This is a genomic window from Chitiniphilus eburneus, assembly GCF_005048205.1.
GTDB classification, from domain to species: domain Bacteria; phylum Pseudomonadota; class Gammaproteobacteria; order Burkholderiales; family Chitinibacteraceae; genus Chitiniphilus; species Chitiniphilus eburneus.
On record NZ_SUMF01000015.1, the window covers coordinates 1 to 24,952 of the forward strand.

Annotated in this window: 27 protein-coding genes and 1 pseudogene; 9 read left to right on the plus strand and 19 right to left on the minus strand. The window is 60.5% G+C overall.

The window, feature by feature from the left end:
- From FAZ21_RS20590 to FAZ21_RS12900, 7 genes and pseudogenes are all read left to right on the plus strand, one after another.
- The coding region (locus FAZ21_RS20590) for an RHS repeat-associated core domain-containing protein (protein WP_211243455.1) at window positions 1–681 on the plus strand (681 nt) is incomplete at its 5' end.
- Window positions 682–690: 9 nt separating this feature from the next.
- Complete coding sequence (locus FAZ21_RS12875) at window positions 691–1,128, plus strand: hypothetical protein (protein WP_136773846.1); 438 nt, start codon at window positions 691–693, stop codon at window positions 1,126–1,128.
- A gap of 63 nt (window positions 1,129–1,191) precedes the next feature.
- A pseudogene (locus FAZ21_RS12880) lies at window positions 1,192–2,289 on the plus strand (RHS repeat domain-containing protein); the annotation flags it as partial.
- 7 nt (window positions 2,290–2,296) lie between these two features.
- Window positions 2,297–2,665, plus strand: coding sequence for a hypothetical protein (locus FAZ21_RS12885; RefSeq protein ID WP_136773848.1), 369 nt, complete (start codon window positions 2,297–2,299; stop codon window positions 2,663–2,665).
- A 398-nt stretch (window positions 2,666–3,063) separates the two neighbouring features.
- Window positions 3,064–3,453: a hypothetical protein gene (locus tag FAZ21_RS12890; RefSeq protein ID WP_136773849.1), complete on the plus strand. Its 390-nt coding sequence runs from the start codon at window positions 3,064–3,066 to the stop codon at window positions 3,451–3,453.
- Between the two features lie 50 nt (window positions 3,454–3,503).
- Complete coding sequence (locus FAZ21_RS21280; protein WP_136773850.1) at window positions 3,504–3,671, plus strand: HNH/endonuclease VII fold putative polymorphic toxin; 168 nt, start codon at window positions 3,504–3,506, stop codon at window positions 3,669–3,671.
- Between the two features lie 2 nt (window positions 3,672–3,673).
- A complete protein-coding gene (locus tag FAZ21_RS12900) occupies window positions 3,674–4,324 on the plus strand; it encodes a hypothetical protein (protein WP_136773851.1) in 651 nt (216 codons plus the stop codon).
- A 785-nt stretch (window positions 4,325–5,109) separates the two neighbouring features.
- Here the strand turns inward: FAZ21_RS12900 and FAZ21_RS12905 are convergent.
- The 18 genes from FAZ21_RS12905 to FAZ21_RS12990 form a co-directional block, all read right to left on the minus strand.
- Window positions 5,110–5,571: a PRC-barrel domain-containing protein gene (locus tag FAZ21_RS12905; RefSeq protein WP_136773852.1), complete on the minus strand. Its 462-nt coding sequence runs from the start codon at window positions 5,569–5,571 to the stop codon at window positions 5,110–5,112.
- 130 nt (window positions 5,572–5,701) lie between these two features.
- Entirely contained in the window at window positions 5,702–5,890 is a 189-nt protein-coding gene (locus FAZ21_RS12910) for a ChaB family protein (protein ID WP_136773853.1), read from the minus strand.
- 52 nt (window positions 5,891–5,942) lie between these two features.
- Window positions 5,943–6,233, minus strand: coding sequence for a hypothetical protein (locus FAZ21_RS12915; RefSeq protein ID WP_136773854.1), 291 nt, complete (start codon window positions 6,231–6,233; stop codon window positions 5,943–5,945).
- Between the two features lie 299 nt (window positions 6,234–6,532).
- Entirely contained in the window at window positions 6,533–7,729 is a 1,197-nt protein-coding gene (locus tag FAZ21_RS12920) for a hybrid sensor histidine kinase/response regulator (protein ID WP_136773855.1), read from the minus strand.
- A complete protein-coding gene (locus tag FAZ21_RS12925; RefSeq protein WP_136773856.1) occupies window positions 7,726–8,325 on the minus strand; it encodes a chemotaxis protein CheB in 600 nt (199 codons plus the stop codon). Before FAZ21_RS12925 ends, FAZ21_RS12920 begins: the two co-directional genes overlap by 4 nt.
- The gene (locus FAZ21_RS12930; protein WP_136773857.1) at window positions 8,322–9,158 is read right to left on the minus strand and encodes a CheR family methyltransferase; all 837 of its coding nucleotides are present in this window, start codon (window positions 9,156–9,158) and stop codon (window positions 8,322–8,324) included. The genes FAZ21_RS12925 and FAZ21_RS12930 overlap by 4 nt, the downstream gene beginning before the upstream one ends.
- Window positions 9,155–12,676 carry a response regulator gene (locus FAZ21_RS12935; RefSeq protein ID WP_136773858.1) on the minus strand — a complete coding sequence of 1,174 codons (3,522 nt, stop codon included), beginning with the start codon at window positions 12,674–12,676 and terminating at the stop codon, window positions 9,155–9,157. Before FAZ21_RS12935 ends, FAZ21_RS12930 begins: the two co-directional genes overlap by 4 nt.
- A complete protein-coding gene (locus FAZ21_RS12940; RefSeq protein WP_136773859.1) occupies window positions 12,673–13,038 on the minus strand; it encodes a response regulator in 366 nt (121 codons plus the stop codon). The genes FAZ21_RS12935 and FAZ21_RS12940 overlap by 4 nt, the downstream gene beginning before the upstream one ends.
- A gap of 174 nt (window positions 13,039–13,212) precedes the next feature.
- Window positions 13,213–13,572, minus strand: a complete 360-nt coding sequence (locus tag FAZ21_RS12945; protein ID WP_136773860.1) for a response regulator — start codon at window positions 13,570–13,572, stop codon at window positions 13,213–13,215.
- Window positions 13,573–13,696: 124 nt separating this feature from the next.
- Window positions 13,697–14,866 (minus strand): radical SAM family heme chaperone HemW, encoded by a 1,170-nt coding sequence (gene hemW, locus FAZ21_RS12950; RefSeq protein WP_136773861.1) that lies wholly within the window; start codon window positions 14,864–14,866, stop codon window positions 13,697–13,699.
- Window positions 14,866–15,084 carry a hypothetical protein gene (locus FAZ21_RS12955; protein WP_136773862.1) on the minus strand — a complete coding sequence of 73 codons (219 nt, stop codon included), beginning with the start codon at window positions 15,082–15,084 and terminating at the stop codon, window positions 14,866–14,868. Before FAZ21_RS12955 ends, hemW begins: the two co-directional genes overlap by 1 nt.
- Window positions 15,081–15,677: an RdgB/HAM1 family non-canonical purine NTP pyrophosphatase gene (rdgB, locus tag FAZ21_RS12960; RefSeq protein WP_136773863.1), complete on the minus strand. Its 597-nt coding sequence runs from the start codon at window positions 15,675–15,677 to the stop codon at window positions 15,081–15,083. The genes FAZ21_RS12955 and rdgB overlap by 4 nt, the downstream gene beginning before the upstream one ends.
- A 136-nt stretch (window positions 15,678–15,813) precedes the next feature.
- A complete protein-coding gene (locus FAZ21_RS12965) occupies window positions 15,814–16,452 on the minus strand; it encodes a retropepsin-like aspartic protease family protein (protein WP_136773864.1) in 639 nt (212 codons plus the stop codon).
- On the minus strand, window positions 16,449–17,447 hold the full coding sequence (dusA, locus tag FAZ21_RS12970; protein WP_136773865.1) for a tRNA dihydrouridine(20/20a) synthase DusA: 999 nt from the start codon (window positions 17,445–17,447) through the stop codon (window positions 16,449–16,451). Before dusA ends, FAZ21_RS12965 begins: the two co-directional genes overlap by 4 nt.
- A 20-nt stretch (window positions 17,448–17,467) precedes the next feature.
- The gene (rph, locus tag FAZ21_RS12975) at window positions 17,468–18,184 is read right to left on the minus strand and encodes a ribonuclease PH (RefSeq protein ID WP_136773866.1); all 717 of its coding nucleotides are present in this window, start codon (window positions 18,182–18,184) and stop codon (window positions 17,468–17,470) included.
- 126 nt (window positions 18,185–18,310) lie between these two features.
- Window positions 18,311–18,994 carry a hypothetical protein gene (locus FAZ21_RS12980; protein WP_136773867.1) on the minus strand — a complete coding sequence of 228 codons (684 nt, stop codon included), beginning with the start codon at window positions 18,992–18,994 and terminating at the stop codon, window positions 18,311–18,313.
- Window positions 18,995–19,103: 109 nt separating this feature from the next.
- Window positions 19,104–20,012: a PP2C family protein-serine/threonine phosphatase gene (locus FAZ21_RS12985; protein WP_136773868.1), complete on the minus strand. Its 909-nt coding sequence runs from the start codon at window positions 20,010–20,012 to the stop codon at window positions 19,104–19,106.
- Complete coding sequence (locus FAZ21_RS12990) at window positions 20,009–20,977, minus strand: serine/threonine protein kinase (RefSeq protein ID WP_136773869.1); 969 nt, start codon at window positions 20,975–20,977, stop codon at window positions 20,009–20,011. The genes FAZ21_RS12985 and FAZ21_RS12990 overlap by 4 nt, the downstream gene beginning before the upstream one ends.
- A 261-nt stretch (window positions 20,978–21,238) precedes the next feature.
- On the opposite strand from FAZ21_RS12990, the gene FAZ21_RS12995 reads away from it, so the two are divergent.
- Window positions 21,239–22,105: a YicC/YloC family endoribonuclease gene (locus FAZ21_RS12995; RefSeq protein WP_136773870.1), complete on the plus strand. Its 867-nt coding sequence runs from the start codon at window positions 21,239–21,241 to the stop codon at window positions 22,103–22,105.
- A 194-nt stretch (window positions 22,106–22,299) separates the two neighbouring features.
- Window positions 22,300–22,728 carry an arsenate reductase (glutaredoxin) gene (arsC, locus tag FAZ21_RS13000; RefSeq protein ID WP_136773871.1) on the plus strand — a complete coding sequence of 143 codons (429 nt, stop codon included), beginning with the start codon at window positions 22,300–22,302 and terminating at the stop codon, window positions 22,726–22,728.
- Between the two features lie 51 nt (window positions 22,729–22,779).
- Here arsC and FAZ21_RS13005 read toward each other — a convergent pair whose 3' ends face one another.
- Window positions 22,780–24,918, minus strand: a complete 2,139-nt coding sequence (locus tag FAZ21_RS13005; RefSeq protein WP_136773872.1) for a TonB-dependent receptor — start codon at window positions 24,916–24,918, stop codon at window positions 22,780–22,782.
- Window positions 24,919–24,952: the final 34 nt, after the last annotated feature.

The window sequence follows — 24,952 nt, forward strand, 5'->3', positions numbered from 1 at the left end:
CTGGTCTACAACCTACGCTTCCCCGGACAATACTTCGACGCCGAAACCGGGCGGTACTACAACTACTTCCGCGACTATGACCCGCGGATCGGGCGGTACATCCAGAGCGACCCGATCGGGCTGGCGGGGGGGATTAATACTTATGGGTATGTGGGAGGAGGGCCGCTTTCATATGTAGATCCATATGGCAAGAACGCAGCGCTGGCAGTAGTTGCGCCTGCGTTGCTGGTTGGAACGGCATGTTTATTGGCCCAGGGTTGTGCAGATGTTGTAAAAAGTGCTTTGCAGTCCGCAATTAGTGGCGGACGCAATGAGATAGATCCAATTGCTGAATATGGGAATGGCAATGGCGCAGCTCCCGATCCGTGTGCGATATTGCCTGCATTGTGCAAGGACGGCTCGGGTGATCCATTGCAAGGTTGTGAGGAGAAGTGGCATGAGGGATCTTATGGCTCATCTCGGCAATCACTTGTAGATCATTTCAAACGGCATGGAAAAGAAGTGAATGCCTCTACTCCAGAACAATATTTGAGAAAAGCTGAGGAATTTTCTAGAAACTTAAGAGGAGCCCAAACAAGGAATATTAATGGCCCTACGGAGGGAGTTGTGCGACACATGAAAAATGGAAGATATGTCGATATTGCAAGAGATGGGCGGATTATCTCTTATGGGCTGAGATAAAGGGCTGTGATGATTGATTTTTCGGTGAAAAATGGAAGTAAAAGAACGGGCGGCCTTGTTATGGAAATATTGGTCGATGGCTCATCGTCAGAATTAGCGGGGTCGTCCATTTTTATAGAAGAAGAAGCGTTTGGATTTCTTGAGGGTGTTTTAGCAAAATCTTGGCCTTCATATACTAAATATGGTCATTGGGGTAGGACTACTGTCCCAATGGATGTTTGGCTTGGAATCGTTGACGAGTGGGATGCTTTATCCGTGAAACTCATGAAAATGGAAAGCCACGATGAGAACGTTGGGCTCTCCTTTTTGTTTGATGAAACAAAAATAGATTTTGAAGAAAATTTCATTTGTTATAGAAGTGGAATTGCGAAAATGATTAGAGAAATAAAAGTTTGGAGTGAAGAGGTGGCGTGCAGTTTTGATTGTGTGACGGTAGTTGGAATATAAAGAAAAATGGATTGGCAAACAAAACCGTCACGGTTCTAAACCAACCGTGGCGGCTACAGCTACGACCTGAACGGCAACCGCACCGAAAAACGCACCGGTTCCGCCGTCACCACCCACACCCACGACCCCAACAGCAACCGCCTGCTGAACGTGACCGGGCTACTCAACAACGGTTACAGCCACGATGCTGCAGGCCACCTGATCGGTGAAACCGGCTGGACGCATCGCTACAACGATGTCGGGCGGATGGTGCAATCCAGCCAAGGCAGTACCAGTGTCACTTATCAGTACAACGCGTTGGGGCAACGGGTAAAGAAAGCCGCTGCCAACACCACCCTGTTCGCCTACGACGACCAAGGCCAACTACTCGGCGAATACGGTGCCACTGGGCAGGCGACCCAGGAAACTGTCTGGCTGGACAACATCCCAGTGGCCGCACTGCTTGGCCCGACGGCACCCAAGCTGTACTACGTATGGGCGGATCATCTAGGGACGCCGCGACAGCTATCCGACCCCCAAGCTGACAACAAGGTTGTGTGGGAATGGGCGATTGCAGAGGCATTCGGCAACAGCCAAGCGAACAGCGACCCGGATGGGGATGGGCAGCAAGTCACCTATAACCTGCGCTTCCCGGGGCAGTACGCTGATGTGGAGACAGGGCGGTACTACAACTACTTCCGGGACTATGACCCGCGAATCGGGCGGTACATCCAGAGCGATCCGATCGGGTTGGCGGGGGGGATTAATTCTTACGCATATGGGTTAAACAATTCTCTAAAATATGTCGATCCATTGGGGTTAATGGGGGTTGATTATTCTCAGGCAGAGCTTGCAAAAATAACAGCGCATTTGACGAATGTCGCTCGCTTGCAAGGCGAGAATTTTTTTACCTCCCCCGTTTTTTCTGTCGAACGAGATATGCTAAAAAGACTATATGCAGGAATGGGTTCATCTTTTGATGTTGGCTTCTTCTTGCATGAATCTCTTGAGGCAGATATTTGTAAAAAGAAATTCGCAGGAAAAAATCCGGCCACAATGACCGAGGGTGAAATAAACTATATTTTACGGCAAGCCCATGAAGAAACTCTAAAAAAACAACAAAATCGTAGTAGCGATTTGTATCATCCAAACGTCATTCAGAAGAACAGGAAATATTTCTAGGAATAACATGAGCTTGGTTCATATGTATTTAAATAAATTGCATGAGAGCAAAGAAATTGTTTGCTACGAAGTTGTAACGGCTGATGCGACGGGCTCGTTAGAGTGGAGTAAAGAGGCGGAATTGACTATATTCAAAAATGAAAAACGATATGAATTTGAATTGCTTAATGCGTGGAAAAATGAAAATTTCATTCCCCCTCAATTGTATTTGTTGCCCGAGAGCGATTTGGATGCATTGCTGGAGGGCGAGTATTCGGAATTCCGATGGGGGGCTTGGTCAAGTAGAATAAACCGCTGGGCGAGTTTCATGATGCATAATCAGGAATATCCACAGGTGGCTCCCAGTAAAAATTGGATAAATAGAATGGCGGATTGATCGGTAGGGGAGGAAATTCCTTTGGGTTGGAATTAGGCTGGTTTTATTTTTATGTCCCGAAGGGAGCAATTTTCAAGGGGCTAATTTTGCTGAGGCGGATATTGAAGGAGGCGAATTTGGTAGATGCAGAGTTTTGGTATGTAGAGAGAATTTCTATCCGGCAAAACCCTCGCCTCAGCGGGGTTTTGCTTTCGCATCAGCTAAACCATCAATGTCGCCAATACGGATCAGCCTGGTAATAGCTATACACATCCGCTGCCCAAGTCAGGTCCATCCTGGTGGAGGACGGCATGATGGGGCGTACTATAAAATATCTACTATAACAAGTGGTGTAGTAAAAGTAGTGGATCCAGCCACTTATGTGGCAAATTCCAGAGAAAAAGCGAGAATTGTCCCTTATGAGTAACCGGCTCAAATTGGCTTTGTGTGACATAAAAGGTATTGTTTATAACCTGTCCTTGCCCGCAGAGGCTCAAAATCATGCCCTAGGGGAGGGGATTCCCTTTACGGAGGAGATGGCTCTTGAATATGAGCGGTGCCGAGAGTACTGGGAGGACTTATTTGCTGACGGTATGTTAAGCAAGGAGGAGCTTGAATCTCTCCAGTGTTTGGATGGGAAAATCGAAAAAATAAGTGGCGAGCAATATGAAAGAATTTGGCTTTTTGATGAGTTGGACTGTCCGGAATGGAATGAGATTAGAAAATTCGCATATCAGATGCTTCAAAGACATGGTTGGGAGGAAGGAGGGGCATCTGGAAGGATTTATGTAATTGGTGGTAACAAATAGGGTCGACAGTACTTCGACGCCAAGACCGGGCATGGGCAGATCAATAGTGGATGTCGCAGCCTGGGAGAATATCTGAATTTGAACTGCCAGCTCCTAGGGGAGGAACGCAGACAGTAAGATTTAGGGATGATGCTGGCAGTCATAACTTCGGACAGGGCAATCCACAAAATAGAGGGCCTCATTTCAATGATCCCCTCGGCCAACATTATGACTACTAGTTATGAATGCTAATATTTTTTATGCATACAGCCAAGATTTAAGTGTTGAAAACGATGTTTTCAATATCACTTGGAGGCCGAAAGAAGGGGGGCGAGTTTCCGGGCTGGGCTTCATTGTGAAATTTCATCCGGCCGATCAATCATTGATTGAGTCAATTGAACAAGGCTTCTTTGCAATACAAAAAACGGGAGGGGTTGAATTCTGGCTTGTGTTGCAAAATTCAGCATGGCAAAACAAAAGTCGTATAGTAATGCACTATGGATTGTGGAAAGCTCTGTCATTTCGCGGCTTCAGATTTTCTGGTAAATCAGGTTCCTGGGAGTGCTCAAAAGAAAATGAAGGGAAAATAAAATTCTTCGGGGCAATAAAAATATCAATCAAAGATATTTCTTACATTGCAGGAGCCATGATCGCAGAGGCTGATAGTTGTATCTTGGCCGTTCCTTTGGGTGCTGATATTAAAGAAATTTTAAAAAATGGCTGGGAATCGAGGATTATTTCTGACGAAGTTGTTGCAGGGAAAATCATAAAAAAGGGAGGGGTTATAATAAACAGGGTCGGGGAGTTTGATGACAAAGAAAAAGGAGTTGTTGTCATCGGCGGCGAGAAAGCAATTACAGAAATTTACCTATCGATAAAAAAGCCAGATTAATGAGCAAAACCGTCACGATCCTAAACCAACCGTGGCGGCTACAGCTACGACCTGAACGGCAACCGCACCAAAAAACGCACCGGCCCGCTATCACCTCGATCCTTGGTCTGAGACGAATACAGGGGCTTAGGAGATTTCTCCAGAGGGTAAAGATCCTAAGAAATTGCAATAAGAAATTATCAGAGGATCATACAAAAGATGGCTTGGTGACAGAAGCCAATTGCCATTTTGGAATAAATTTTGATCGACTTTTTTGCCGAGCCAAAGCTTATTTTCGATATGGTGTGTGTCGAAATATCAAAAACCCCGTTCGAGTTGTTTCGCCCACTTATGCTCCGATAAAGAAATATGGAACATTGTATGTTCAATGATAAATATTCAAAAATTAGCAAGGTAGTGGCAATCGCTACTTGTGCGATGCTCGCTTTTTTTCTTGGGTACTATCATTGCGGGGCTAATGAATCAATACGGCCTGGTGTCTTTTTAACACTTGTTTTTGTGTTGTTCATGGGTTTGTATTCAATTTCAAAGTTGAAAAAAGCGCTTTTCCTAAGAATTTCTATTTCAATTTTATGGGTGACTTTTTACTGTTTGATCTATTTGAATTTTGGCGCTTTGGGGTGGGTATATTTTGTTTACGAAAATGGATTGTATGACAATTTCTTTAATGCCTATATGTGGGGGGGTAAATGGAGGTTTTTGATTTTTCAATTCGTTTGAGTGGACAAAAAAGAACAAACCCCGCAAAACGGGGTTTGTTCTTTTTTGGCAGCCGGGATGTTCAATCAATGCCGCCAATACGGATCAGCCTGATAGTAGCTATGCACATCCGCCGCCCAGGTCAGGTCGGCCATGCTGGGCCAGTGATCCTTATCAAAGCCCGGGGCGGCTTTCAGGCGTTCTTCGCTCACGTCGAGTACGAAGCGCTTGCGGTCGGTATCCAGCACCAGCGCCTGCCAGGGGATGGCGAACAACTTGTTGCCCAGGCCCAGGAAGCCGCCGAACGAGAGCACGGCGTAGGCGATGCGGCCGCGTTGTACGTCGAGCATGATGCCCTTGATTTCGCCCAGGTCGTCGCCGGCGCTGTTGACCACGTTGCTGCCTTCCAGCGAGTCGGCCAGCATCAGGTAGGGGCCCGGGCCGTCGGCGCGGTCGAAGGCTTCGGTGCTGCCGACGATGCGGGCGCCGCCCACTTCCGCTGCGGTGCGCGAGGTTTGGCCGTTGCCGGCGGGGTTGCTGATGGTCATGGTTGCACTCCTTTCGGATGGTTGGTTGCCGCCCGGTTCGGGCGACGTGGGCCGGGTGTGCCGGTCTGGGTGGGTTGTGGCGTGGCTGAAGCCTGCGGGAGCGTCCGCGCCCGTCTTGAAATCGTTTCGTCTAGTGCCGGGCGTTACCGCATGCCTGGTAGTGCGCTTTCAGCGCGGCCCAGGCGATCTGGTGCGCGCGTTGTTCGTCGCGGTTGCCGCGCTCACAAGCGTTGAGGAAGGCGTCGCGATATGCCTGCCGCACGGATTCGGGCAGGTGATCGCTCACACGGTCGGGCATGGCGTCGGGGCGGTAAGGCATGGCGACTACTCCTGTTGGGACAACGATCGAGTCGAACCGCTTGGCTGCATGGTCAGATGTGGATGATGTCGCCGGCCCAGGGATTCACCCGCCAATCCAGGTCGATGTAGCGCTCTGGTGCGGTGGCGCGACGATCCCGGCGGAACTGGGCAATGGCGCGGCGGTGGATCAGTTCCAGCTCGCGGTCGTTTTCCTTGCGTTCTTCGAGGCCGTAACGGGCCACGATGTCACCCGAGCGCTGATCGTAGATGGCCACGTGGCCACGCTTACGATGGTGCCCGCCCCAGGCCGAGAGGTAACCGGCGGTGGGTTCGTCGTCGAAGGTGAAGGTGCAGTACAGCATTGGTTTCTCCTGGCGGCCCATTGCAGTGCGGGCTTGTGATGTTGGAGAAATGATGCGTGATGGCCATGGCGCGCGGCATCGGCGGTCGGCGGAAGGGGAGGTCGGCAGGTTCCTACAGCGTGGGCGTTGCAAGGCGCAGGGAGAAGGAAAAAAGGAAGGGGAAAGGGGGAAGGGGGAAGGGGGAAGGGCAACAACGTAAGGCCTGAACCCCACATCCTGAAATACAGAGGACACGGAGAGCACGGCGTTTCGCAGAGGAAATCGGAGACAAGGGGATGCGCCGGGGAGGCGCATCGGCCTCACCCTTCGCTTTCGCTCCCGCCTTCCAGTGGCAACTCCACAAGGAATGTTGCGCCACCGCCGGGAATGCTCTGGACGAAGATGTCGCCGCCGTGGGCTTCGACGATCTGCTTGCTGATGTATAGCCCCAGGCCCAGGCCGCTGGCGCCGCCGCTGGCCTGTTCGAACTGTTGGAAGATGCGTTGCTGGTGTTCCTGCGGGATGCCGGGGCCGTGGTCGCGCACGGCGATGCGGGCGCCGCTGCCATGGCGGGTGACGGTGATTTCCAGCGGTGTGCCGGGCGCGTAGCGCATGGCGTTGGTCACCAGGTTGGTCAGTACCTGTTCCAGGCGGAACTGGTCCCAGCGGCCGACGATGTGGCGCGCGATGGTCAGGTGCAGGTCGTTGCCGGTGGCGGCAAGTTGTTCGGAGAACTGGCCCACGGTGTCGTCCACCATCTCGCCCAGGTCGAATTCGGTGGGGCGCAGGTACAGCTTGCCGGTGCGGATGCGGCTGATATCCAGCATGTCGTCGATCTGCCGCACCAGCGTTTCGACCAGCCGGCTTTCGCGCGTCACCATCTTGGCGAATTTCTCGCCGCTGAAGGCGCTGTTATCGCCGTGCTTGAGGTGGCGTTCGCGCATCTGCGCGTGCAGTTTCAACACGTTGAGCGGTGTTTTCAGCTCGTGTGCGGCGGCGGAGAGGAAGTCGTCGCGGTTGCGGATCGCCAGCTGCAGTTCGGCCTGGGTCTTTTGCAGTTCGGCCATCAGCATTTCCTGCTCCAGTTGCGCTTCCTGTAGCGCGCGCAATTGGCGCGACAATGTGCGTTTCTGCCGGTACAGGTCGACGAAGACGTTCACCTTGCTGCGTACGGCATGCACGTCCAGCGGCTTGTGCAGGAAATCGACCGCGCCGGTTTCATAGCCCTTGAAGGCGTAGTTCAGCTCCTGGCTGCCCGCGCTGACGAAGACGATGGGGATATGCTTGGTGCGCTCGGTGCCGCGCATGAACTCGGCCAGTTCGAAGCCGTCCATGCCGGGCATCTGCACGTCGAGGATGGCCAGGGCGAAGTCGTGCGTCAGCAGCAGCTCCAGTGCTTGCGTGCCGGAGTCGGCCTTGTGGGTTTCCAGGTCGGCGCGACCGATCAGCGCTTCCAGCGCCGCCAGGTTTTCCGGCAGGTCGTCCACCAGCAGCAGACGAACTTTGTCGTCGTTCATCGTGACTCCTTTGTGCGCAATGCGCGCAGCATCAGCGCCAGGGATGCCAGCGGCAACACCGTGGCTTGATCTCCCACTGCCCGCAATCCCGCCAGCGGCATCGTGGCGATCCGGGCTTCGTCCGGGTCCTGGATCAGTACGGTGCCGCCCAGGCGTGCCACGTGGGCCAGGCCGGCGGCGCCGTCTTCGTTGGCCCCGGTCAGCAGCATGGCGGCCAGCGTGGGGCCGTAGGCTGCGGCGGCGGTTTCGAACAGGATGTCGATTGCCGGGCGCGAGTAGTGCACCGGGGCTTCCACGCTCAGCGAAAAGGTGCGGTCGCGCTCGATCAACAGGTGGTAGCCGGGCGGTGCGAAGTAGATGGTGCCTGGTTCCACCGGCTCTTTTTCGTCTGCTTCCTTGACCTCCAGGTCCACCCGCGGGCCGAAGACTTCGGGCAGCAGGCTGGGCTGGTTTTCCGGCAGGTGAACCACCACCACCACCGGGATCGGGCAGTCGGCGGGCAGCGCCGGCAGCACGTGCATCAGCGCGTCGATGCCGCCGGCGGAGGCGCCGATGACCAGGGCTTGCAGGCGATGTGGGTCGAGGCGGGGTCTCATCGTTTGCGAAAGATCCGTTCATGGCGGGCGAAGGATTCGAACTGGTCCGATACGGCGGAGAACTGCACTGTCTCCTTGCTGCCCAGGCCGAGGAAGCCGCGATGACACAGCGATTCGCGGAACAGCGCGAAGGCGCGGTCCTGTAGTTCGCGGTTGAAGTAGATCAGTACGTTGCGACATGAGACGAACTGCGTTTCCGAGAACACGCTGTCGGTGGCCAGGCTGTGATCGGCAAAGGTCACCTGTCGCCGCAGCGCGCGGTCGAAGATGGCCGAGCCGTAGGCGGCGGTGTAGTAGTCGGAGAAGGCGCGCTTGCCGCCGGCCGCCAGGTAGTTGGCGGTGAACAGTTTGAGATGTTCGATGGGAAAGATGCCGTCCTCGGCGCGTTGCAGGCTGTGCGGGTTGATGTCGGTGGCGTAGATCAGGGTGCGTTCCAGCAGCCCTTCCTCGTGCAGCAGGATGGCCAGCGAATAGACCTCTTCACCGGTGCTGCAACCGGCGATCCAGATTTTCAGCGACGGGTAGGTGGAGAGGATGGGCACCACCTTGTCGCGGATCGCCAGAAAATAGGCGGGATCGCGGAACATTTCGCTCACCGGCACGGTGAGGAACTGCAACAGGTTGAGGAAGTGCTGCGGCGAATGCAGGATGCGATCCTGCAACGCAGAGACCGTAGTGCACTCCATTTGCGCCAGCGCATGCGCCACGCGCCGCTTCAGCGACGCCGGCGAATAGTTGCGGAAGTCGTAGTTGTACTTGAGGTAGATGCCTTCAATCAGCAGGCGCAGCTCGATGTCGAAATCGCTGTCGGGATAGGCAATGGGCAGATTCATGGCCGCCCCGGCTTGGAGATCCACACCCGTACCAGCGACACCAGTGCATCCAGGTCGATGGGTTTGGCGAGGTAGTCGTTGGCGCCGGCTTCGATGCAGCGTTCCTGGTCATCGCGCATTGCCTTGGCGGTGACGGCGATGATGGGCAGGTCCTTGAAGCGCTCCTGGCGGCGGATTTCGCCCATGGCCTGGTAGCCATCCATCTCCGGCATCATGATGTCCATCAGCACCAGGTCGATGTCGCTGCGTTCGTCCAGCCGTGATAGCGCCTCGACGCCATTGCGGGCCACCGCCACGTGCGCGCCCTTCATTTCCAGCGCGCTGGTCAGGGCGAAGATGTTGCGCACGTCGTCGTCCACCACCAGGATGGTGCTGCCTTCGAACGCCCGGTCGCGGTTGCGCGCGGCTTTCAGCATCTTCTGGCGCTCCGGCGGCAGGTCGGTTTCCACCTGGTGCAGGAACAGCGTCACTTCGTCGAGCAGCCGTTCCGGTGAGCGCGCGCCCTTGATGATGATGGAGTGCGAGTAGCGACGCAGCGCGGCTTCTTCGTCGCGCGACAGTGTGCGGCCGGTGTAGACGATCACTGGCGGGAACGAATACAGGTGATCGCTCGCCATCCGTTCCAGCAGCTCCGCGCCGTGCATGTCCGGCAGCGTCAGATCGATCACCATGCAATCGAACACGCGGTCGCGCAGCAATTGCAGTGCTTCTTCGGCACTGGCTACGCCGGTGATCTCCACATCCTTTTCGGCGATCAGGCGTTCGATGCTTTCCCGCTGCATCGGGTCGTCCTCCACCAGCAGTACGTGCTTGATCTTCTGCGCCAGCCGGCTTTCCAGCCGTTCGAACACGCCTTGCAACTGTTCGTGCTCCGCTGGTTTGAGCAGGTAGCCCACCGCGCCCATGTAGAGCGCGGCGTCGCTGCGGTCCACGCTGGAGACGATGTGCGTCGGGATATGGCGGGTGCGGGGGTCTTCCTTCAGCGTTTCCAGCACCGTCATGCCGGATTGGTCCGGCAATTTGAGATCGAGCAGGATGGCGTCGGGCACGTATTGCCGCGCCAGGGCCACGCCCTCGGCGGCGGTGGTGGCGATCAGGCAGGCGAAGTGTCGCTCGTGCGCCAGTTGGTAGAGGATGCCGGCGAAGCGTTCGTCGTCTTCGATCACCAGCATCACGCGACCCTGCGCGGGCAGCGCGGCACGGTCGTCCGGCAGGCGCGCGGCATCGGCGGGGTGCTCGATGGCGGGGGCTGCAACCGAGAGGGCCGGCGTGGGTGCGTGGGCGACTGGCCGGGCCACGGGAGCTGGTGTCGGCGGCAGCGGCGCGGGCGCCGCGTCGGGGGTGTCCTGCTGCGGCATGGTGCGCGGCAGGATCAGGGTGAAGGTGCTGCCGACGGCCGGCGAACTGTTGACCTCAAGCCGCCCGCCCAGCAACCGCGCCAGATCGCGCGAGATCGACAGCCCCAGGCCGGTGCCGCCGTATTTGCGGTTGGTGGTGCCGTCGGCCTGGCGGAACGCTTCGAAGATCACGTCCTGCTGTTCCGGCGCAATGCCGATGCCGCTGTCCTCGACAGCGAAGGCGATGGCGTCGCCATGCGGGGCGATATGCAGCCGCACGCGGCCTTCGTGGGTGAACTTGAAGGCGTTGGACAGCAGGTTCTTCAGGATCTGTTCCAGCCGGCGCGCGTCGGTATCGATGGTTTCGCCCAGCGCGGGATCGATCTCGCAATCGAACGCCACGCCCTTGTCGGCGGCCAGGGTTTCGAAGTTGCCGTGCATGCTCTGGCAGATGCGCTTGAGCGGTACCGGCTCGGCATAGACATCAAGCATGCCGGCTTCCACCTTGGACAGGTCGAGGATGTCGTTGATCAGGTTGAGCAGATCGCTGCCGGCGGCGTGGATCATGTTGGCGAAGCGCACCTGTTCGTCGGACAGGTTGCCGGCCGGGTTGTCGCCCAGCAGCTTGGCGAAGATCAGCGCACTGTTCAGCGGCGTGCGCAGCTCGTGCGACATGTTGGCGAGGAACTCGCTCTTGTACTGGCTGGCACGTTGCAGTTCGCGCGCGCGTTCTTCCAGCAGGTGGTGCGCTTCGTTGAGCGCGCTGTTGCGCTCGTTGAGGAAATCCTTCTGTTGTTGCAGCCGCAGCGATTGTTCCTCCAGTTGCTCGTTGCTGCGTTCCAGCTCCGCCTGCTGGTTCTCCAGCCGCGCCTGGGTTTCGCGCAGTGCGCGCGATTGCTCTTCCAGCTCTTCGTTGGCGGTCTTCAGTTCTTCCTGCTGGGTTTGCAGTTCTTCGTTCAGTTGCTGTGTTTCTTCCAGCGTCAGCCGCAGCCGTTCGCGGAACTGCGCGGAGCGGACGGCGGCGCCGAGCGATTCCATCGCCAGCCGGGTGAATTCCAGCGCGTCGTCGCCGGGTTCGTCGAGAAAGCCGAACTCGGCCACGCCGGTGGCGCCATCTTCATGGACGATGGGCACGATCAGCAGGTGGCGCGGCGGCATGCCGCCCACCGCCGAGGTCACCGGCAGGTAGTCGGCTGGCAGGTTGTCCAGTTTGATTACGCGGCGTTCGGTCAGCGCCTGGCCGGTGAGCCCTTCGCCGGGCCGGATGCTGACGCGCCGCTCCGCGACGTCGGCATCCAGTGCGTAACCGGCCTGCCGGTGGTAGAGCTGGTCTTCTTCGCTCACGTAGAGCGCGGCAACCCGCGCATCCAGGTATTCGGTCAGGAAATTGAGCGCGTTGCGGCACAGTTTTTCCACGCTCTGCTGTCCCAGCAGGCGCAAGGCCAGTTCGGTCTGGCCAGTTTTGGTCCACGCCTGCCGCGTCAGTTGTTCGGTTTGCCGCTGTTGTCGTGCCAGCGCATCGCCATAGACATTGGATAGCCCCAGCAACTGGCGGCGGCCGTTGTAGGCCAGGCCGATGCCAGTGAGCAACATGAAGGCGACGGTGATCGATACCAGGACCGTGATGGTTTCGTTGGCGGCTTGCGAGCGTTCGGTGCGCAGTGCTTCCTCAGTGGAAATCACGGCGGCCATTTCGGCACGCATGGCATCCATCAACTGTTTGCCACGCTCGCTGCCCACCAGCGCCACCACGTTGCCGCTGCTGTCCTTGAGCGCGATGGCGTCATCGACGAAGCCGCGCCAGCGTGTATACAGCCCGCTGACGGCGGCGATGCGTTTGAGATGGTCCGGGTTGTCCATCGTGCGTTCCTTCAGCGCGGTCAGCTCGAAGGGAATGCGCGTGGTGGAGGTCTGGTAAGGCTCCAGGAAATTGCGCTGGCCGGTCAGCAGAAAGCCGCGCATGCCGGTTTCCGCGTCGATCAGCAATTTGGTCATCTCGTGCGATTTGCCGATCACGCGGTTGGATTGGTCCACCGCGCGCATCACCGACACCAGATAGAACAGTAGGGCCACGAACACGGCGGCGCTGGCGAGTGCCACCACCAGCGGTAGCAGCACATTGCGCGTGAGCATCTTGCGGAAGACGTCCGCATCCAGGTTGTCGATGGGTTTGTGGTTCATGGTGTGGGCACGGCGGGCGAGAGCACGCGGTTCAGTTCTTCCAGTGAGTAGGGTTTGCGCAACAGGGTGAAGCGTTGCCGGCCGTCCTCGGACAGGTATGAGGCGTCGAAGCCGCTCATGATCACCACCTGCAACCGCGGTTGCATGGTGAGCGCATGCCGGGCCAGTGCCTCACCATTCAGTTCGGCACGCAACTGTAGATCGGCCAGCAGCAGGTCGATGTCGGGCTCGTTGGCCAGATGCGCCAGCGCATCCGGCACGCCGTTGGCGAGCAAGGCGTCATGGCCGAGGTAGCGCAGCTCCTCGGCGATGCAGTCGAGCATGTCGGGGTTGTCCTCGACGATCAGGACTTTTCGTTTCATCCGGCACCTGGGTACGCGCAACGGACGCACCCGTTGCAACCTGCGGATGATGGCTGCTCCGTAAGCCTTGCACTATCGGTGCATTCTTACGGTTTGTAGGTGTATTCCTACAATTTATCACTACGGTGGTGAGGGGCGGGCGGGGCGCAGGAAATACGCCTGCCGGCAGCGTCGTCAGCGGACGGCGGCACGGTCCAGCACGTCTTCGAGCGCGTCGATGTCGAAGGGCTTGGGCAGCAGTTCCACAGGCACGCCCAGCAGTTCGGCGTCGGCGGACAGATCGTGGCCGGAGGACAGCACCAGGACCAGTTCCGGTTGCAGCCGCGCGGCATCGCGTACCAACTCGATGCCGGAACGGCCGGGCAGGCTGACGTCGGAAAGCAGCACGTCGAAGCGATGGCGATGCAGTTCGGTCAGCGCATCCTCCGCGCTGCCCACCGCCACCGGCAGATGACCGAGGTCGGACAGGTACTCGGCGATCGTCACCCGCAGCATGGCGTTGTCTTCGACGTAAAGGATATTGAGGACCGGCATGGCTTCCGCGTGGGGTGGGGCGCCGGGAAACCCCGGCACAGACAACAATGGGTTGTCAGATTAAGCCACGAGTGTGCAGTGCCGCAATGCGGGTTTTCTGCCGCTGAAGCTGACACTCGTCGGTTCAGGTCAGGAAGCGTTCAAGCAGTGTATTCAAGAACCGCCGCCCGCGAGCCGTGGGGCGCACATGGTCCAGCGTGCGCTCCAGCAGACCATCGGCACAGGCACGCTCGATCTCTGGCAGCACCCGCGTCAGCGGCAAGCCGGTGCGTTCGGTGAACAGCACCAGTGGAAAACCTTCGGTCAGACGTAGCGCGTTGAGCATGAATTCGAACGGCAGTTGCTCGCGCGGGACCACGTCGTCGGTCTGGGCGGCGTTGCCGGCGGCCATGCGCGACAGGTATTCGGCGGGCTGTTTATAACGCGCCTGCCGCGTGATCCGGTCGGGGAAGCTGATCTTGGCGTGGGCGCCGGCGCCGATGCCGAGGTAGTCGCCGAAGGTCCAGTAGTTCAGGTTATGGCGGGCGCGGCGCCCCGGGCGGGCGAAGGCGCTGGTTTCGTAGTGCTCGAAGCCGGCAGTGGCGAGGCGTTGTTCGATGGCTTCCTGCATGTCGGCGGCGAGGTCGTCGTCGGGCAGTGGCGGCGGGTAGCGATAGAACAGGGTGTTGGGTTCCAGCGTCAGGTGATAGGCCGACAGGTGCGTCGGCGCCAGCGCGATGGCGGCATCCAGGTCGGCCAGCGCCTCGTCCAGCGTCTGCTCCGGCAGGGCGTACATCAGGTCGAGATTGAAGTTGTCGAAGTGGCGATGCGCGATCTCCACCGCGCGCAGGGCTTCGTCGCGGCCGTGGATGCGGCCCAGCGCCTTGAGCTTGGCATCGTTCAGGCTCTGGATGCCGATGGAAAGGCGGTTGATCCCGGCCGCGCGGTAGCCGGCGAACTTATCGGCCTCGAAGGTGCCGGGATTGGCTTCCAGTGTGATTTCGGCGTCGGGCAGCAAGCGCACGCGGGCGCGGATGCCGGCAAGCAGGGTGTCGATGGCCTGGGCGGAAAACAGGCTGGGCGTACCACCACCGATGAAGATGGTGGTGACCGGCCGGCCCCAGACCGAGGGCAGACAGGATTCCAGGTCGCGCAGCAGTGCATCGACGTATTCGGTCTCGGGCAGCCCGTTCTTTTGCGCATGCGAGTTGAAGTCGCAGTACGGGCATTTCTTCACGCACCAGGGGATATGGATGTAGAGCGAAAGCGGCGGCAGCGCGGTCAGGCCGCCGCCGTGGAACTGGATGGTGGACATCAGCGCGGATACGGGTTGTGGAGTTGTTCGACCAACTGGTGCAGGACGGTCTTCATCTGCGCTTCGGAGACTTCCATCAGGATGCCGTCTTCGAAGGCGTCCTGCATCGCCTGGACGATTTCATCCAGGTTCTCGTTCATGACCTTCACCTTTTCCACGCAGGACACCACCGATTGGTCGTCGCGGCACCAGACGGCGTAGCGCTTTTCGTCGTTCACAGCCCGGTTTCCTCCAGCTTGGCCACCAGTGCGCGCAGGGCGCGGCCGCGATGCGAGATACGGGCCTTTTCGTCGGCGCTGATCTCGGCCACGGTGCGGCCGAATTCGGGCAGCCAGAACAGCGGGTCGTAGCCGAAACCGCCGTCGCCTTGCGGCGCGTGCAATACTTCGCCCAGGCAGATGCCGTCCGCGATGATGGGCTGCGGATCGTCCACGCGGCGTACCAGCACCAGCGCGGCGTAGTACCAGGCGCGGCGGTCGGTCTGCCCGGCCAGCTCGGCCAGCAGCTTTTCGTTGTTGCGCGCGTCGGACTTGGGTTCGCCGGCATAGCGCGCCGAATACACGCCCGGTGCGCCGCTCAGCGCAGCGACGCAGATGCCGGAATCGTCCGCCAGCGCAGGCAGGCCGGTGGCCGCCGCCGCATGGCGTGCCTTGGCCAGCGCGTTCTCGACGAAGGTGTCGTGCGGCTCGTCCGCCTCGCCTACGCCCAGCTCGCCTTGCGGCACGATCTGGATATCGAGCGTTTCGAACAGTTTGGAGAATTCTCGGAGCTTGCCGGCGTTGTTGCTGGCGAGGACGATCTTGCGGGTCATTGCGGGGTTTCCACGGCTGGGAAGCGGGAGGCGGGAAGAGAGAAGGGTAACGGCAAAGTCAAAAAATCCGCTGTCGCTGGCGCTGCGGATCGGTTTTTACCCTTCCCTTTTCACCCTTCCCCCTTCCCGGCTGTAATCAGTACAGTTTCTTGGTCAGGATCATTGCATCCTGCTCGCGCTTCATCTGGAAGCGGTTGAGCAGGCTGGTGCCGATCAGGACCGGTGCTTCTTCGGTGCCATCGCGCACACCCACCGGCACGTCGTAGACGACAATGGTGCCCACCTTGACCTGCGGCAGCCATAGCAGCCAGGCCTTGACGCTGCCGTTGGCGGTCTGTGCCATGGCGCTCTGGCCCTTGGTGTAGTCGATGCCCATTTCCTTGGCTTGCTTGCTGTTCATCGACAGGTGGGTGGCGCCGGTATCGACCACGCCGCTCACGGTACGGCCGTTGATGGTGAGCGAGGTGAAGAAGTGGCCGCGCGCGTCGGGCGACAGGATCACGCTGCCGCCGGTGCTGGCGGTGTCGTTACCGCCGACGTAGCCTTCGCCCAGCGCCAGCCGGCGCTGCTTGCCGTCCACCTCGAACACCGCGCCATCGCCATCCAGTCGCACGAGCTTGACAGCGCCGACCTGCTGGCCGACGCCCAGGGTCTTGCGCGCGCCGTTCACGCTGATCACGGCTTTGTTGCCCATGGTGGCGAGCAGGGTGATCTGGTCTGCCAGCGCGCTGCCGGCGGCCAGGCTGAACAACAGGGCGAGGAGGATACGTTTCACGCAGCGGTCTCCAGTTCGGTGGGGCGGACGGTGGCCAGCGCTTGCTCCACCAGCGACCAGTCCGCGTCTTTCAGCAGTTTGGAATCGGAAAGCATTCTGCGCCAGTTGCGCGCACCGTGCTGCCCCTGGAACAAGCCCAGCACGTGGCGGGCGATGAAGCGCAACGGGGTGCCGGATGCCAGTTCGGCCTCGACAAAGCCGCGCAGGTCGCGCATCGCCTCTTCGCGCGTCGGCACCGCGTGGTGATCGCCGTAGTACAGCGCATCCACTTCGGCCAGCGAATACGGGTTCTGGTACGCCTCGCGCCCGACCATCACGCCATCGACGTGGGCCAGTTGCGCCAGCCCCACGGCGTGATCGGCGATGCCGCCATTGATGATGATTTCCAGCGCCGGGAAGTCGCGTTTCAGTTGATGCACGAAATCGTACTTGAGCGGTGGGATTTCGCGGTTTTCCTTGGGGCTGAGGCCCTTGAGGATGGCATTGCGGGCGTGGGCAATGAAGGTGGTACAGCCGGCTTCGGCCACCTGGCCGACGAAGTCGCGTACGAAATCGTAGCTTTCCACCTTGTCGATACCGATGCGGTGCTTGACGGTGACGTCAATGCTCACGGCGTCGCGCATGGCCTTGACGCAGTCGGCGACGAGGTCGGGTTCCAGCATCAGGCAGGCGCCGAACGCACCGGACTGCACGCGCTCGCTGGGGCAGCCGACGTTGAGGTTCACTTCGTCGTAGCCCCAGTCCTGGGCAATGCGCGCGCAGCGCGCCAGATCGCCGGGCGCGGAGCCGCCCAGTTGCAGCGCCAGCGGGTTTTCGATGTCGTCGAAGCGCAGGTGGCGCATCTTGTCGCCGTGCAACAGTGCGCCGGTGTTGACCATCTCGGTGTACAGCCACGCATGGCGGGTAAGGGCACGGGCGAAGCGCCGGTAATAGCGATCAGTCCAGTCCAGCATCGGGGCAATGCAGTAACGGCGGGAAGGAGGTACGGAGTTCATTCGTCTTCGGGGTGGCGGGTTCAGTCTGCCAGCGCTTGCTTTTGCAGGGAGATCAATTGGGCGATGCCGGCTTCGGCGAGGTCGAGCAGTGCGTTCATTTCGTCGCGGCTGAAGGCTTCGCCTTCGGCGGTGCCCTGGATTTCGACGAAGCGCCCGGCGCCGGTCATCACCACGTTCATGTCGGTGTCGCAGTCCGAATCCTCGACGTAGTCGAGATCGAGCACGGTCTGGCCCCGATAGACGCCGACCGAGATGGCGGCGATATGGTCGCGGATGGGGTTGGCATTGAGCTTGCCGGCGGCGAGCAGGCCGTTCACGGCGTCGCAGAGCGCGACGAAGGCGCCAGTGATGCTGGCGGTGCGGGTGCCGCCATCGGCCTGGATCACGTCGCAGTCGATCACGATCTGGCGTTCGCCGAGCCGTTGCAGGTCCACCACGGCGCGCAGGCTGCGACCGATCAGGCGCTGGATTTCCTGGGTGCGGCCCGATTGCTTGCCCTGTGCGGCCTCGCGGCGCATGCGGCTGTTGGTGGAGCGCGGCAGCATGCCGTATTCGGCGGTGACCCAGCCCTGGCCCTTGCCCTTGAGGAAGGGTGGCACCGATTCTTCGACGCTGGCGGTGCAGATCACCTTGGTGTCGCCGAACTCCACCAGCACGCTGCCTTCGGCGTGGCGGGTGTAGTGGCGGGTGATGCGGACCGGACGCAATTGCGAAGGCTGGCGATGCGAGGGGCGCATGGGGTTGTCCTTGAATCGATGAAAATTCAAGGGATTATACGGGAGTCGGGCGGCTCGTCGCTTCCATCCGCACACAAAGGCGCGACCGCCGACGGGATGACGGTCGCGGTCGGCCGTTGGGCCGGCTCAGAACCGGTAGTTCAGCCCTGCCTTGACCACCGGCCAGAAACGGTAATCCTTGATGTCGTCCTCGGCCTTGCCGCGCTCGGCCTCGACGTCATCGGTCAGTTCCTGGCATTGCGCGGGCGACAGGGTCGGCGCGCAATGGGCGTCCAGCCGCAGGTTGGCCGCGCCCTGGAACAGCACGCCGACATCGACGGTGAAGCTGAGGTTGTCGTTGCCGGCCACGGGGTTGCCCCAGCCGACGCCCAGGTAGGGGGAGAATCGGTTGAAGTCCACCCGGCCGGATAGATCGCCTACGTCATCGGCGTTGTAGGTGATGCCATTGATGCGGTAGGTGCCGTCGGTGGGTTGGCTGGTGAGGTCGGCTTTGTTGCCGTTGTAGAACACCCCGGCGGAGAGGCGGAAGCGCGTATCCAGAATAATCCAGTCGCCGATGAGGCCGGCAGTGAACAGGCGGATGTCGGCGTCGTAGCGGATGTTATCGATGGTATCGCCGTGGTTGAGCTGAAGGCCGTTCACGTTCAGGCGCACGTTGAACTGGTCGTTGATGCGCTGGGTGAGTTCGCCGCCCACGCCGAGCGTGCTGATGTCGATGCCGAGGGCGGTGCCTTCGGCGCCGGCCTGGGTGCAGGCAAGGGCCAGTGCCAGCGATAACACGGCGCGCGTGTCGCGATACGCTTTGCTCATCTTCATGCTCTCCTTGTAAGCGCCATTTCAGGCAATGCAGCTTAGTCGGAGTGCGCGAAGTTTGTGGGCGCGTTCATGTCGTCGGCATGGGCTGCCGACCAACTGCGCGCTATTTGGAATATTTGGTAATTGCCGCCTGGATTTCGGCGATGGCGCGCTCGATGTCGTCCTCGGTGATTTCACCGGTGCGCTTGGTCTCGATGGGATCGACGTGGGTGGCGACGGTGTTGTGATCCAGTTTCTGCGTGGAGACAAAGGCATCGTCGGTATCGAGCTCGTCTTCATCGTGCCAGTTGATCGCCAGCGCGGTGAGGTTGTCGCCGAACTTGCCGCCGCGCAGTTCGGCGCGGTCCAGCAGTTGCGGGATGGCGAACAGCACCGGGAACGAACCGAGGAACTGGCTGATCTCTTCTTCGTCCAGCGAGCCCCAGAAGCCATCGGTGCACAACAGCAGCGTGTCGCCATCGGCCAGCGCGATCTTGCCGCCGACATCGATCTCGGGCGGGTAGGAGCCGCCCAGGCACGAATAGATCTTGTTCTTTTCGTGATGGGTGCGTGCTTCTTCCTCGGTGATCTCGCCAGCCTCGACCAGCTTGCGCACCTTGGAATGGTCGCGCGTCTGCGCCGCGACACGGCGCTGGCGCAGCAGGTAGAGCCGCGAATCGCCGACATGCGCCCAGTAGGCCACGCCGTCCTGCACCACGCAGGCGACACAGGTGGTGCGCGGCACCTCCACCATCTGGTGATTGGCGGCATAGTGATAGATGGCCTCGTGGCAACGCTGTATCGCATCGACCAGGAACTGGGTAGGGTTCGGCAGCGCCGGAACGGCTTTTTTCTGGAACTGGTCGGTCAACAGTTCCACCGCGATCTGTGCAGCCACCTCGCCATGCAGATGCCCGCCCATGCCGTCGGCAATCACCAGCAGCAGCGCGTCGCGGCTGTAGGAGTACCCCATGCGGTCCTGGTTGTATTTGCGACCGCCCTGGCGGCTTTCCTGGAAGATGGTGAATTTCATTCGTTCACTCGGGAGGGTTTGGCGGTGAAGCTCTGCCAGGTGCGACGCAGGGTTTTGATCAAGCCGGAGCGCTTGGCCGGGGGTGAGGCCGGTTCCAGCAGCATTTTCTGCAACTGGTGAACGCTTTGCGGCCGGCCGGTGGGTTCGAGCAGCAGGCATTGGTGCACGATATCGAGCAGTTCGGGCGAGTAGCGGTCGCCCCAGCGATCGACGATATCGGGCAGCTTGTCTTCCTTCTGACGCTGGTCGGCGGGCGGTGGCGCGGTGCCGGCGAGACAGGCATAGATCGAGGCGCCCACACCGTAGATGTCCGTCCAGGGCCCCAGCCCTTCCTTCTTCTGGTACTGCTCGGGCGCGGCGAAGCCCGGCGTATACATCGGCGTCAGGCGGGCGTGTTCGCTGGTCAGCGTCTGGCGCGCCGAGCCGAAGTCGAGCAGCACCGGCGAGCCGTCGCGACGGATATAAATATTGGCGGGCTTGATGTCGAGGTGCAGCAGCTTGTTGAGGTGAACTTCGCGCAAGCCGTTCAGCAGGTGATAGAACACATGGCGGATCAGCTTTTCGTCCACGCCCTCGCGGGTGTGCTTGAGCTGGATTTCCTTTTGCAGTGTCCGTCCGCGTTCGTACTCCATCACCATGTAGACGGTGTCGTTGGCGCGAAAGAAGTTGAGCACCCGCACGATGTTGGGGTGCTGGATATGCGCCAGCGTCTTGCCTTCTTCGAAGAAGCATTTCAGGCCGTGCCGAAACAGCGCCAGGTTTTCGTCACTGGTCGCCATCACCTGCGAGCCTTCCTGGCGCAGCACCAGGGAGTTCGGCAGGTATTCCTTCACCGCCACGGGGTAGTCGTTTTCGTCGTGGGCCAGATAAACGATGCTGAAGCCGCCTGCGGAAAGCAGCTTGGCGATCGTATAGTTCTGCAACTGGTAGCCACGAGCCAGCGGTTGGTTGCTTGGGGTCGCCATCGGGGGGATTGATTATACTGGTGAGCTTTTCAGGGCATTGTGGATATAGCACTGCCTAAAAGTAAAGCGCGTGTCCGGTCGCCCATGCGCCAGATCAGGCGATGGTGGCATTGTCCGGCCGGCCGGTGTAGCCGCAGGCGCTGCCCGGTGGAACGCGGCGCGCAGGCGTCGCTTTTTCCGGAATCGGCGTGCTTTACCCAACAAGAAAGCCGTGCCACCCGTTCCGGGCAAGGGCGCGGTCGCATCATTCAAGGAGAGTCCATGATTTACAGCATGACCGGTTTTGCCGTGGTGCAACGTGAACTGCCCGAAGGCACGCTCAATCTGGAGCTGCGCGCTGTCAATCATCGCTATCTCGATCTGACGGTCCGGTTGCCCGAGGAACTGCGTGCACACGAAGGTGCCTTGCGCGAGCGCATCGCCGGCAAGATCACGCGCGGCAAGGTGGAATGCCGCGTCGGCTTCAATGCGCAGGCGGCGGGGGCGGCGCAACTGGTGCTCAACCAGGCGTTGTTGCAGCAACTGGTGGCGGTGGTCGACCAGGCCAGGGCGCTGGTGCCAGCCGGGGGCGATGTCCGCCTGGGCGAATTGCTGCGCTGGCCGGGCGTGCTGACCCAGGTCGCCCCAGCGGGCGAGGCGCTGGGCGAAGCCGCGCTGCAATTGCTGGATGCAGCCATCGGTGAGCTGGGTGCCAGCCGTGGCCGCGAGGGCGAAAAGCTCAAGGCGCACCTGCTGGAACGCATCGCCGGCATGGAAGCCATCGTCGCGGCGGTGAAGCCGCGCGTGCCGCAGTTGGTGGCGGATTACGAGGACAGACTGAAGGCGCGTTTCCTGGAAGCGCTGGGCACGCAGGAGGACGATCGGGTCCGTCAGGAAATCGTCGTGTTCGCGCAGAAGATCGACGTGGATGAAGAGCTGTCCCGCCTGGGCGCCCATTTCTCGGAAATCCGCCGCATCCTCGACAAAGGAGGCGCGGTCGGCAAGCGGCTGGATTTCCTGATGCAGGAACTCAACCGCGAGGCGAATACGCTGGGTTCCAAGTCGGTCTCGGTGGAAACCAGCCGCGCGTCGATCGAGCTGAAGGTGTTGATCGAGCAGATGCGCGAGCAGATCCAGAATATCGAGTGAGGCATGCGCCGAGGCCGCCTCGAGCGAAACGAAAGCCCTGCGTTGCAGGGCTTTTTCATGCCGGCCCCGTCCTGCCGCCAAGTCGGGCGAGTGGGACCAAGCGCTGTGTTTCCATAAAATCGGATGGTTACGCCACCGATTTCGGTGAGCGCTGCGCACGGCGCACCCCGTCACCTTTTCCGTGAGATTCCTTCATGAACCCTGTCACGATCTATCACAACCCGGCCTGCGGTACTTCGCGCAATACGCTGGCCTTGATCCGCAATAGCGGATGCGAGCCCGAGATCGTCCTGTATCTGGAAACGCCGCCCGACCGTGCCAGGCTGGTCGAATTGATCGCGGCGATGGGTATCACGGCGCGCGGGTTGGTGCGCGAGAAGGGGCAGCTCTACGCTGAGCTGGGCCTGGACGATCCCAAGTGGAGCGAGGCGCAGTTGATCGATTTCATGCTCCAGCATCCGATCCTGATCAACCGCCCCATCGTGGTCACGCCATTGGGCACGCGCCTGTGCCGGCCGTCCGAACTGGTGCTCGACATCCTGCCGCAACCGCAACAGGGCGCGTTCACCAAGGAAGACGGCGAAGCGGTGGTCGATGCGCAGGGGCAGCGCATCCGCAAATAGCGCTGCTCGTGCCGGCCGGGGCGGCGGTGGCCGCTCCGGCCGGGCACGCGATCAGAAGGCGACGGTGACACCGGCCCGCACGCTGCGCTTGCCTTGTGGCGCGATATCGCGCGTCAGCGAACTGGCGTAGCGGATTTCCTCGTTACCCAGGTTGTCGCCGCGCAGGTACGCCAGCCATTCCGTGCCGCCCCCCGTGCTGAAGCGATAGCTGGCCGAGACATTGGCCACGGTGTAGCCATCGGTGGGCGTGTCGTTGGCGGGTACGCGATCCTGGTCGGCGGCGTGCTGTAACTCCGCGCGCAGCGACAGCGGGCCCTGGCCGTAAACCACCGCGCCGGCAATCCGCATCGGTGGGATGCGGGGCAGCGGCTCACCACTCTGACGCTGTTCCGCGCGGGTGATGTCGCCCCATAGCAGCAGATCAATGGAGCGCGCCGCGTGCTGGTACAGCCGCCAGTTGCTGTCGAGTTCCAGGCCGTACACATTGGCCGGCACGCCCCGGTACTGATACTCGGGCGATTCGCCATCGTGCTGCACCCGGCCGCAATGGTCGTGGTCGCCGTGGGCATGGCACCAGCGGGCGGTGCGTTCCAGCGCGATGAAGTTGGCGAAGCGGCTGTAATAGCCGCCGAATGACCAGTGCGTGGCCCCGGACTGATAGCGCAGTGCCGCGTCCAGCGACGTGGCGCGTTCCTTTTTCGCATCGGGGTCGCCGCGTTCGAAGGTGCCGGTGGCGACGTGCTGGCCATTGGCATACAGCTCGTAATACGTCGGCGCGCGCTCGGTGTAGGCGAGGTTGCCGGCCAGCGACCAACCGCCTGCCAGCGGGTAGGTCAGCCCGGCGGAGAGCGAGCCAGCGGTGAAGCTGCGTGCATCGCTATCCCGGAAGCGGCGATTGTCGCCGCTGTCCGGGCTGAGCTTGCTGTATTCGACCCGGCCGCCCAGGCTGAGCTGCGCGGTGTTGGCGAAGGTCCATTGTTCCAGCAGGAACAACGCGGCCTGGTCGGTATCGGTATCGGGGACGAAGGCTTCTTCGCCCAGCGCGGAAAACCGGCTTTGGCCGAACTGCATGCCGATCAAGCCGTCGAGCTGGCCGACCGGTGCATGGCGCAGTTCGATGCGTCCTTCGTAGCCCCGGTTCTTGAACGTGGTGCCAACTTCGCTGCCATGCAGTTCCTGGTGGCGATAGTCGGTGTAGGCCAGATCGGCCTTAACCTCATCGATCGCGCCACCCAGCCCTTGTCGGGCGAATGCCAGTGCCAGCCGGTCCTGCTTCAGGTCGAGGCGGACATCTTCTTCGGCCACCGAGCCATAGTTGCTGCGATAGCTGCTGTATGCCACCCCCAGGTAACCATCGTCCCAGGTGCGCGAGATGCCGGCCGCGCCGCCATAGGCGCGGCTGTCGCTGTTGGGCAGCGTGCCGTGGGCGGATTCGGCATGTTCTTCGTGCCCGTGTTCTTCATGGCCGTGATCGTGGCCATGTTCGGGCGGCTGGTAGCTGCCCAGCCCGGCACGTTGCCGTTCGGACCAGGCATCGCCCGGAATGCGCAGGTCCTTGCTGCGGCGATTGAAGCCATCCAGGTGGATGGCGTAATCGCCATTGCCGGCATCGAGCCGCGCGCCGGCGACACGTTCGCTGGCTGCGCCGCCGTATTCCACGTTGGCGGCGCCTTCCACGCCATCCAGCCGACCGCGGGGGATGCGGTAATCGAGCGCGTTCACCACGCCACCGATGGCGCTGCCGCCATAAAGCAGGGCAGCGGGGCCGCGGACTACTTCGATGCTTTCGACGCTGGCGACATCCTGCGGCACGGCGTGGTCGTAGGACAGTGCGGAGGCATCCAGCGCACCGACACCGTTTTGCAGGATGCGGATCCGGTCGCCATCCAGGCCGCGGATCACCGGCCTGCTGGCGCCGGGGCCGAACGAGGTGGAGGCGACACCGGGCAGGCCGGTCAGCACCTCGCCCAGCGTGGTGGCATCGCGCAGGCGCAGCGCGTCACCCGTTAGTTGCGATACCGGCGTGGCCAGATCGGCGTTGCCAAATGGGTTGGCGGTGACCACGGTGATGGGCAGTGTGATGATTTTCTCTTCGGCCAGTGCGGCGGGTGCGCAGACCAGTGAGACGGCGGTGGCGAGCGGGTTCAACAGGCGGGCGCGCAATGGCCTGCCGTGGCGGTGGTACGACATGAACAATCCCTGAGGGTGACAAAGAAAGTGGAAG

What these genes read in the sequence shown, in the direction of transcription:
- FAZ21_RS12875 (WP_136773846.1), top strand. Translation starts at nt 691, where the DNA reads ATGATTGATTTTTCGGTGAAAAATGGAAGTAAAAGAACGGGCGGCCTT.
- FAZ21_RS12885 (WP_136773848.1), top strand. Translation starts at nt 2,297, where the DNA reads ATGAGCTTGGTTCATATGTATTTAAATAAATTGCATGAGAGCAAAGAA.
- FAZ21_RS12890 (WP_136773849.1), top strand. Translation starts at nt 3,064, where the DNA reads ATGAGTAACCGGCTCAAATTGGCTTTGTGTGACATAAAAGGTATTGTT.
- FAZ21_RS21280 (WP_136773850.1), top strand. Translation starts at nt 3,504, where the DNA reads ATGTCGCAGCCTGGGAGAATATCTGAATTTGAACTGCCAGCTCCTAGG.
- FAZ21_RS12900 (WP_136773851.1), top strand. Translation starts at nt 3,674, where the DNA reads ATGAATGCTAATATTTTTTATGCATACAGCCAAGATTTAAGTGTTGAA.
- FAZ21_RS12905 (WP_136773852.1), bottom strand. Translation starts at nt 5,571, where the DNA reads ATGACCATCAGCAACCCCGCCGGCAACGGCCAAACCTCGCGCACCGCA.
- FAZ21_RS12910 (WP_136773853.1), bottom strand. Translation starts at nt 5,890, where the DNA reads ATGCCTTACCGCCCCGACGCCATGCCCGACCGTGTGAGCGATCACCTG.
- FAZ21_RS12915 (WP_136773854.1), bottom strand. Translation starts at nt 6,233, where the DNA reads ATGCTGTACTGCACCTTCACCTTCGACGACGAACCCACCGCCGGTTAC.
- FAZ21_RS12920 (WP_136773855.1), bottom strand. Translation starts at nt 7,729, where the DNA reads ATGAACGACGACAAAGTTCGTCTGCTGCTGGTGGACGACCTGCCGGAA.
- FAZ21_RS12925 (WP_136773856.1), bottom strand. Translation starts at nt 8,325, where the DNA reads ATGAGACCCCGCCTCGACCCACATCGCCTGCAAGCCCTGGTCATCGGC.
- FAZ21_RS12930 (WP_136773857.1), bottom strand. Translation starts at nt 9,158, where the DNA reads ATGAATCTGCCCATTGCCTATCCCGACAGCGATTTCGACATCGAGCTG.
- FAZ21_RS12935 (WP_136773858.1), bottom strand. Translation starts at nt 12,676, where the DNA reads ATGAACCACAAACCCATCGACAACCTGGATGCGGACGTCTTCCGCAAG.
- FAZ21_RS12940 (WP_136773859.1), bottom strand. Translation starts at nt 13,038, where the DNA reads ATGAAACGAAAAGTCCTGATCGTCGAGGACAACCCCGACATGCTCGAC.
- FAZ21_RS12945 (WP_136773860.1), bottom strand. Translation starts at nt 13,572, where the DNA reads ATGCCGGTCCTCAATATCCTTTACGTCGAAGACAACGCCATGCTGCGG.
- hemW (WP_136773861.1), bottom strand. Translation starts at nt 14,866, where the DNA reads ATGTCCACCATCCAGTTCCACGGCGGCGGCCTGACCGCGCTGCCGCCG.
- rdgB (WP_136773863.1), bottom strand. Translation starts at nt 15,677, where the DNA reads ATGACCCGCAAGATCGTCCTCGCCAGCAACAACGCCGGCAAGCTCCGA.
- dusA (WP_136773865.1), bottom strand. Translation starts at nt 17,447, where the DNA reads ATGAACTCCGTACCTCCTTCCCGCCGTTACTGCATTGCCCCGATGCTG.
- rph (WP_136773866.1), bottom strand. Translation starts at nt 18,184, where the DNA reads ATGCGCCCCTCGCATCGCCAGCCTTCGCAATTGCGTCCGGTCCGCATC.
- FAZ21_RS12980 (WP_136773867.1), bottom strand. Translation starts at nt 18,994, where the DNA reads ATGAGCAAAGCGTATCGCGACACGCGCGCCGTGTTATCGCTGGCACTG.
- FAZ21_RS12985 (WP_136773868.1), bottom strand. Translation starts at nt 20,012, where the DNA reads ATGAAATTCACCATCTTCCAGGAAAGCCGCCAGGGCGGTCGCAAATAC.
- FAZ21_RS12990 (WP_136773869.1), bottom strand. Translation starts at nt 20,977, where the DNA reads ATGGCGACCCCAAGCAACCAACCGCTGGCTCGTGGCTACCAGTTGCAG.
- FAZ21_RS12995 (WP_136773870.1), top strand. Translation starts at nt 21,239, where the DNA reads ATGATTTACAGCATGACCGGTTTTGCCGTGGTGCAACGTGAACTGCCC.
- arsC (WP_136773871.1), top strand. Translation starts at nt 22,300, where the DNA reads ATGAACCCTGTCACGATCTATCACAACCCGGCCTGCGGTACTTCGCGC.
- FAZ21_RS13005 (WP_136773872.1), bottom strand. Translation starts at nt 24,918, where the DNA reads ATGTCGTACCACCGCCACGGCAGGCCATTGCGCGCCCGCCTGTTGAAC.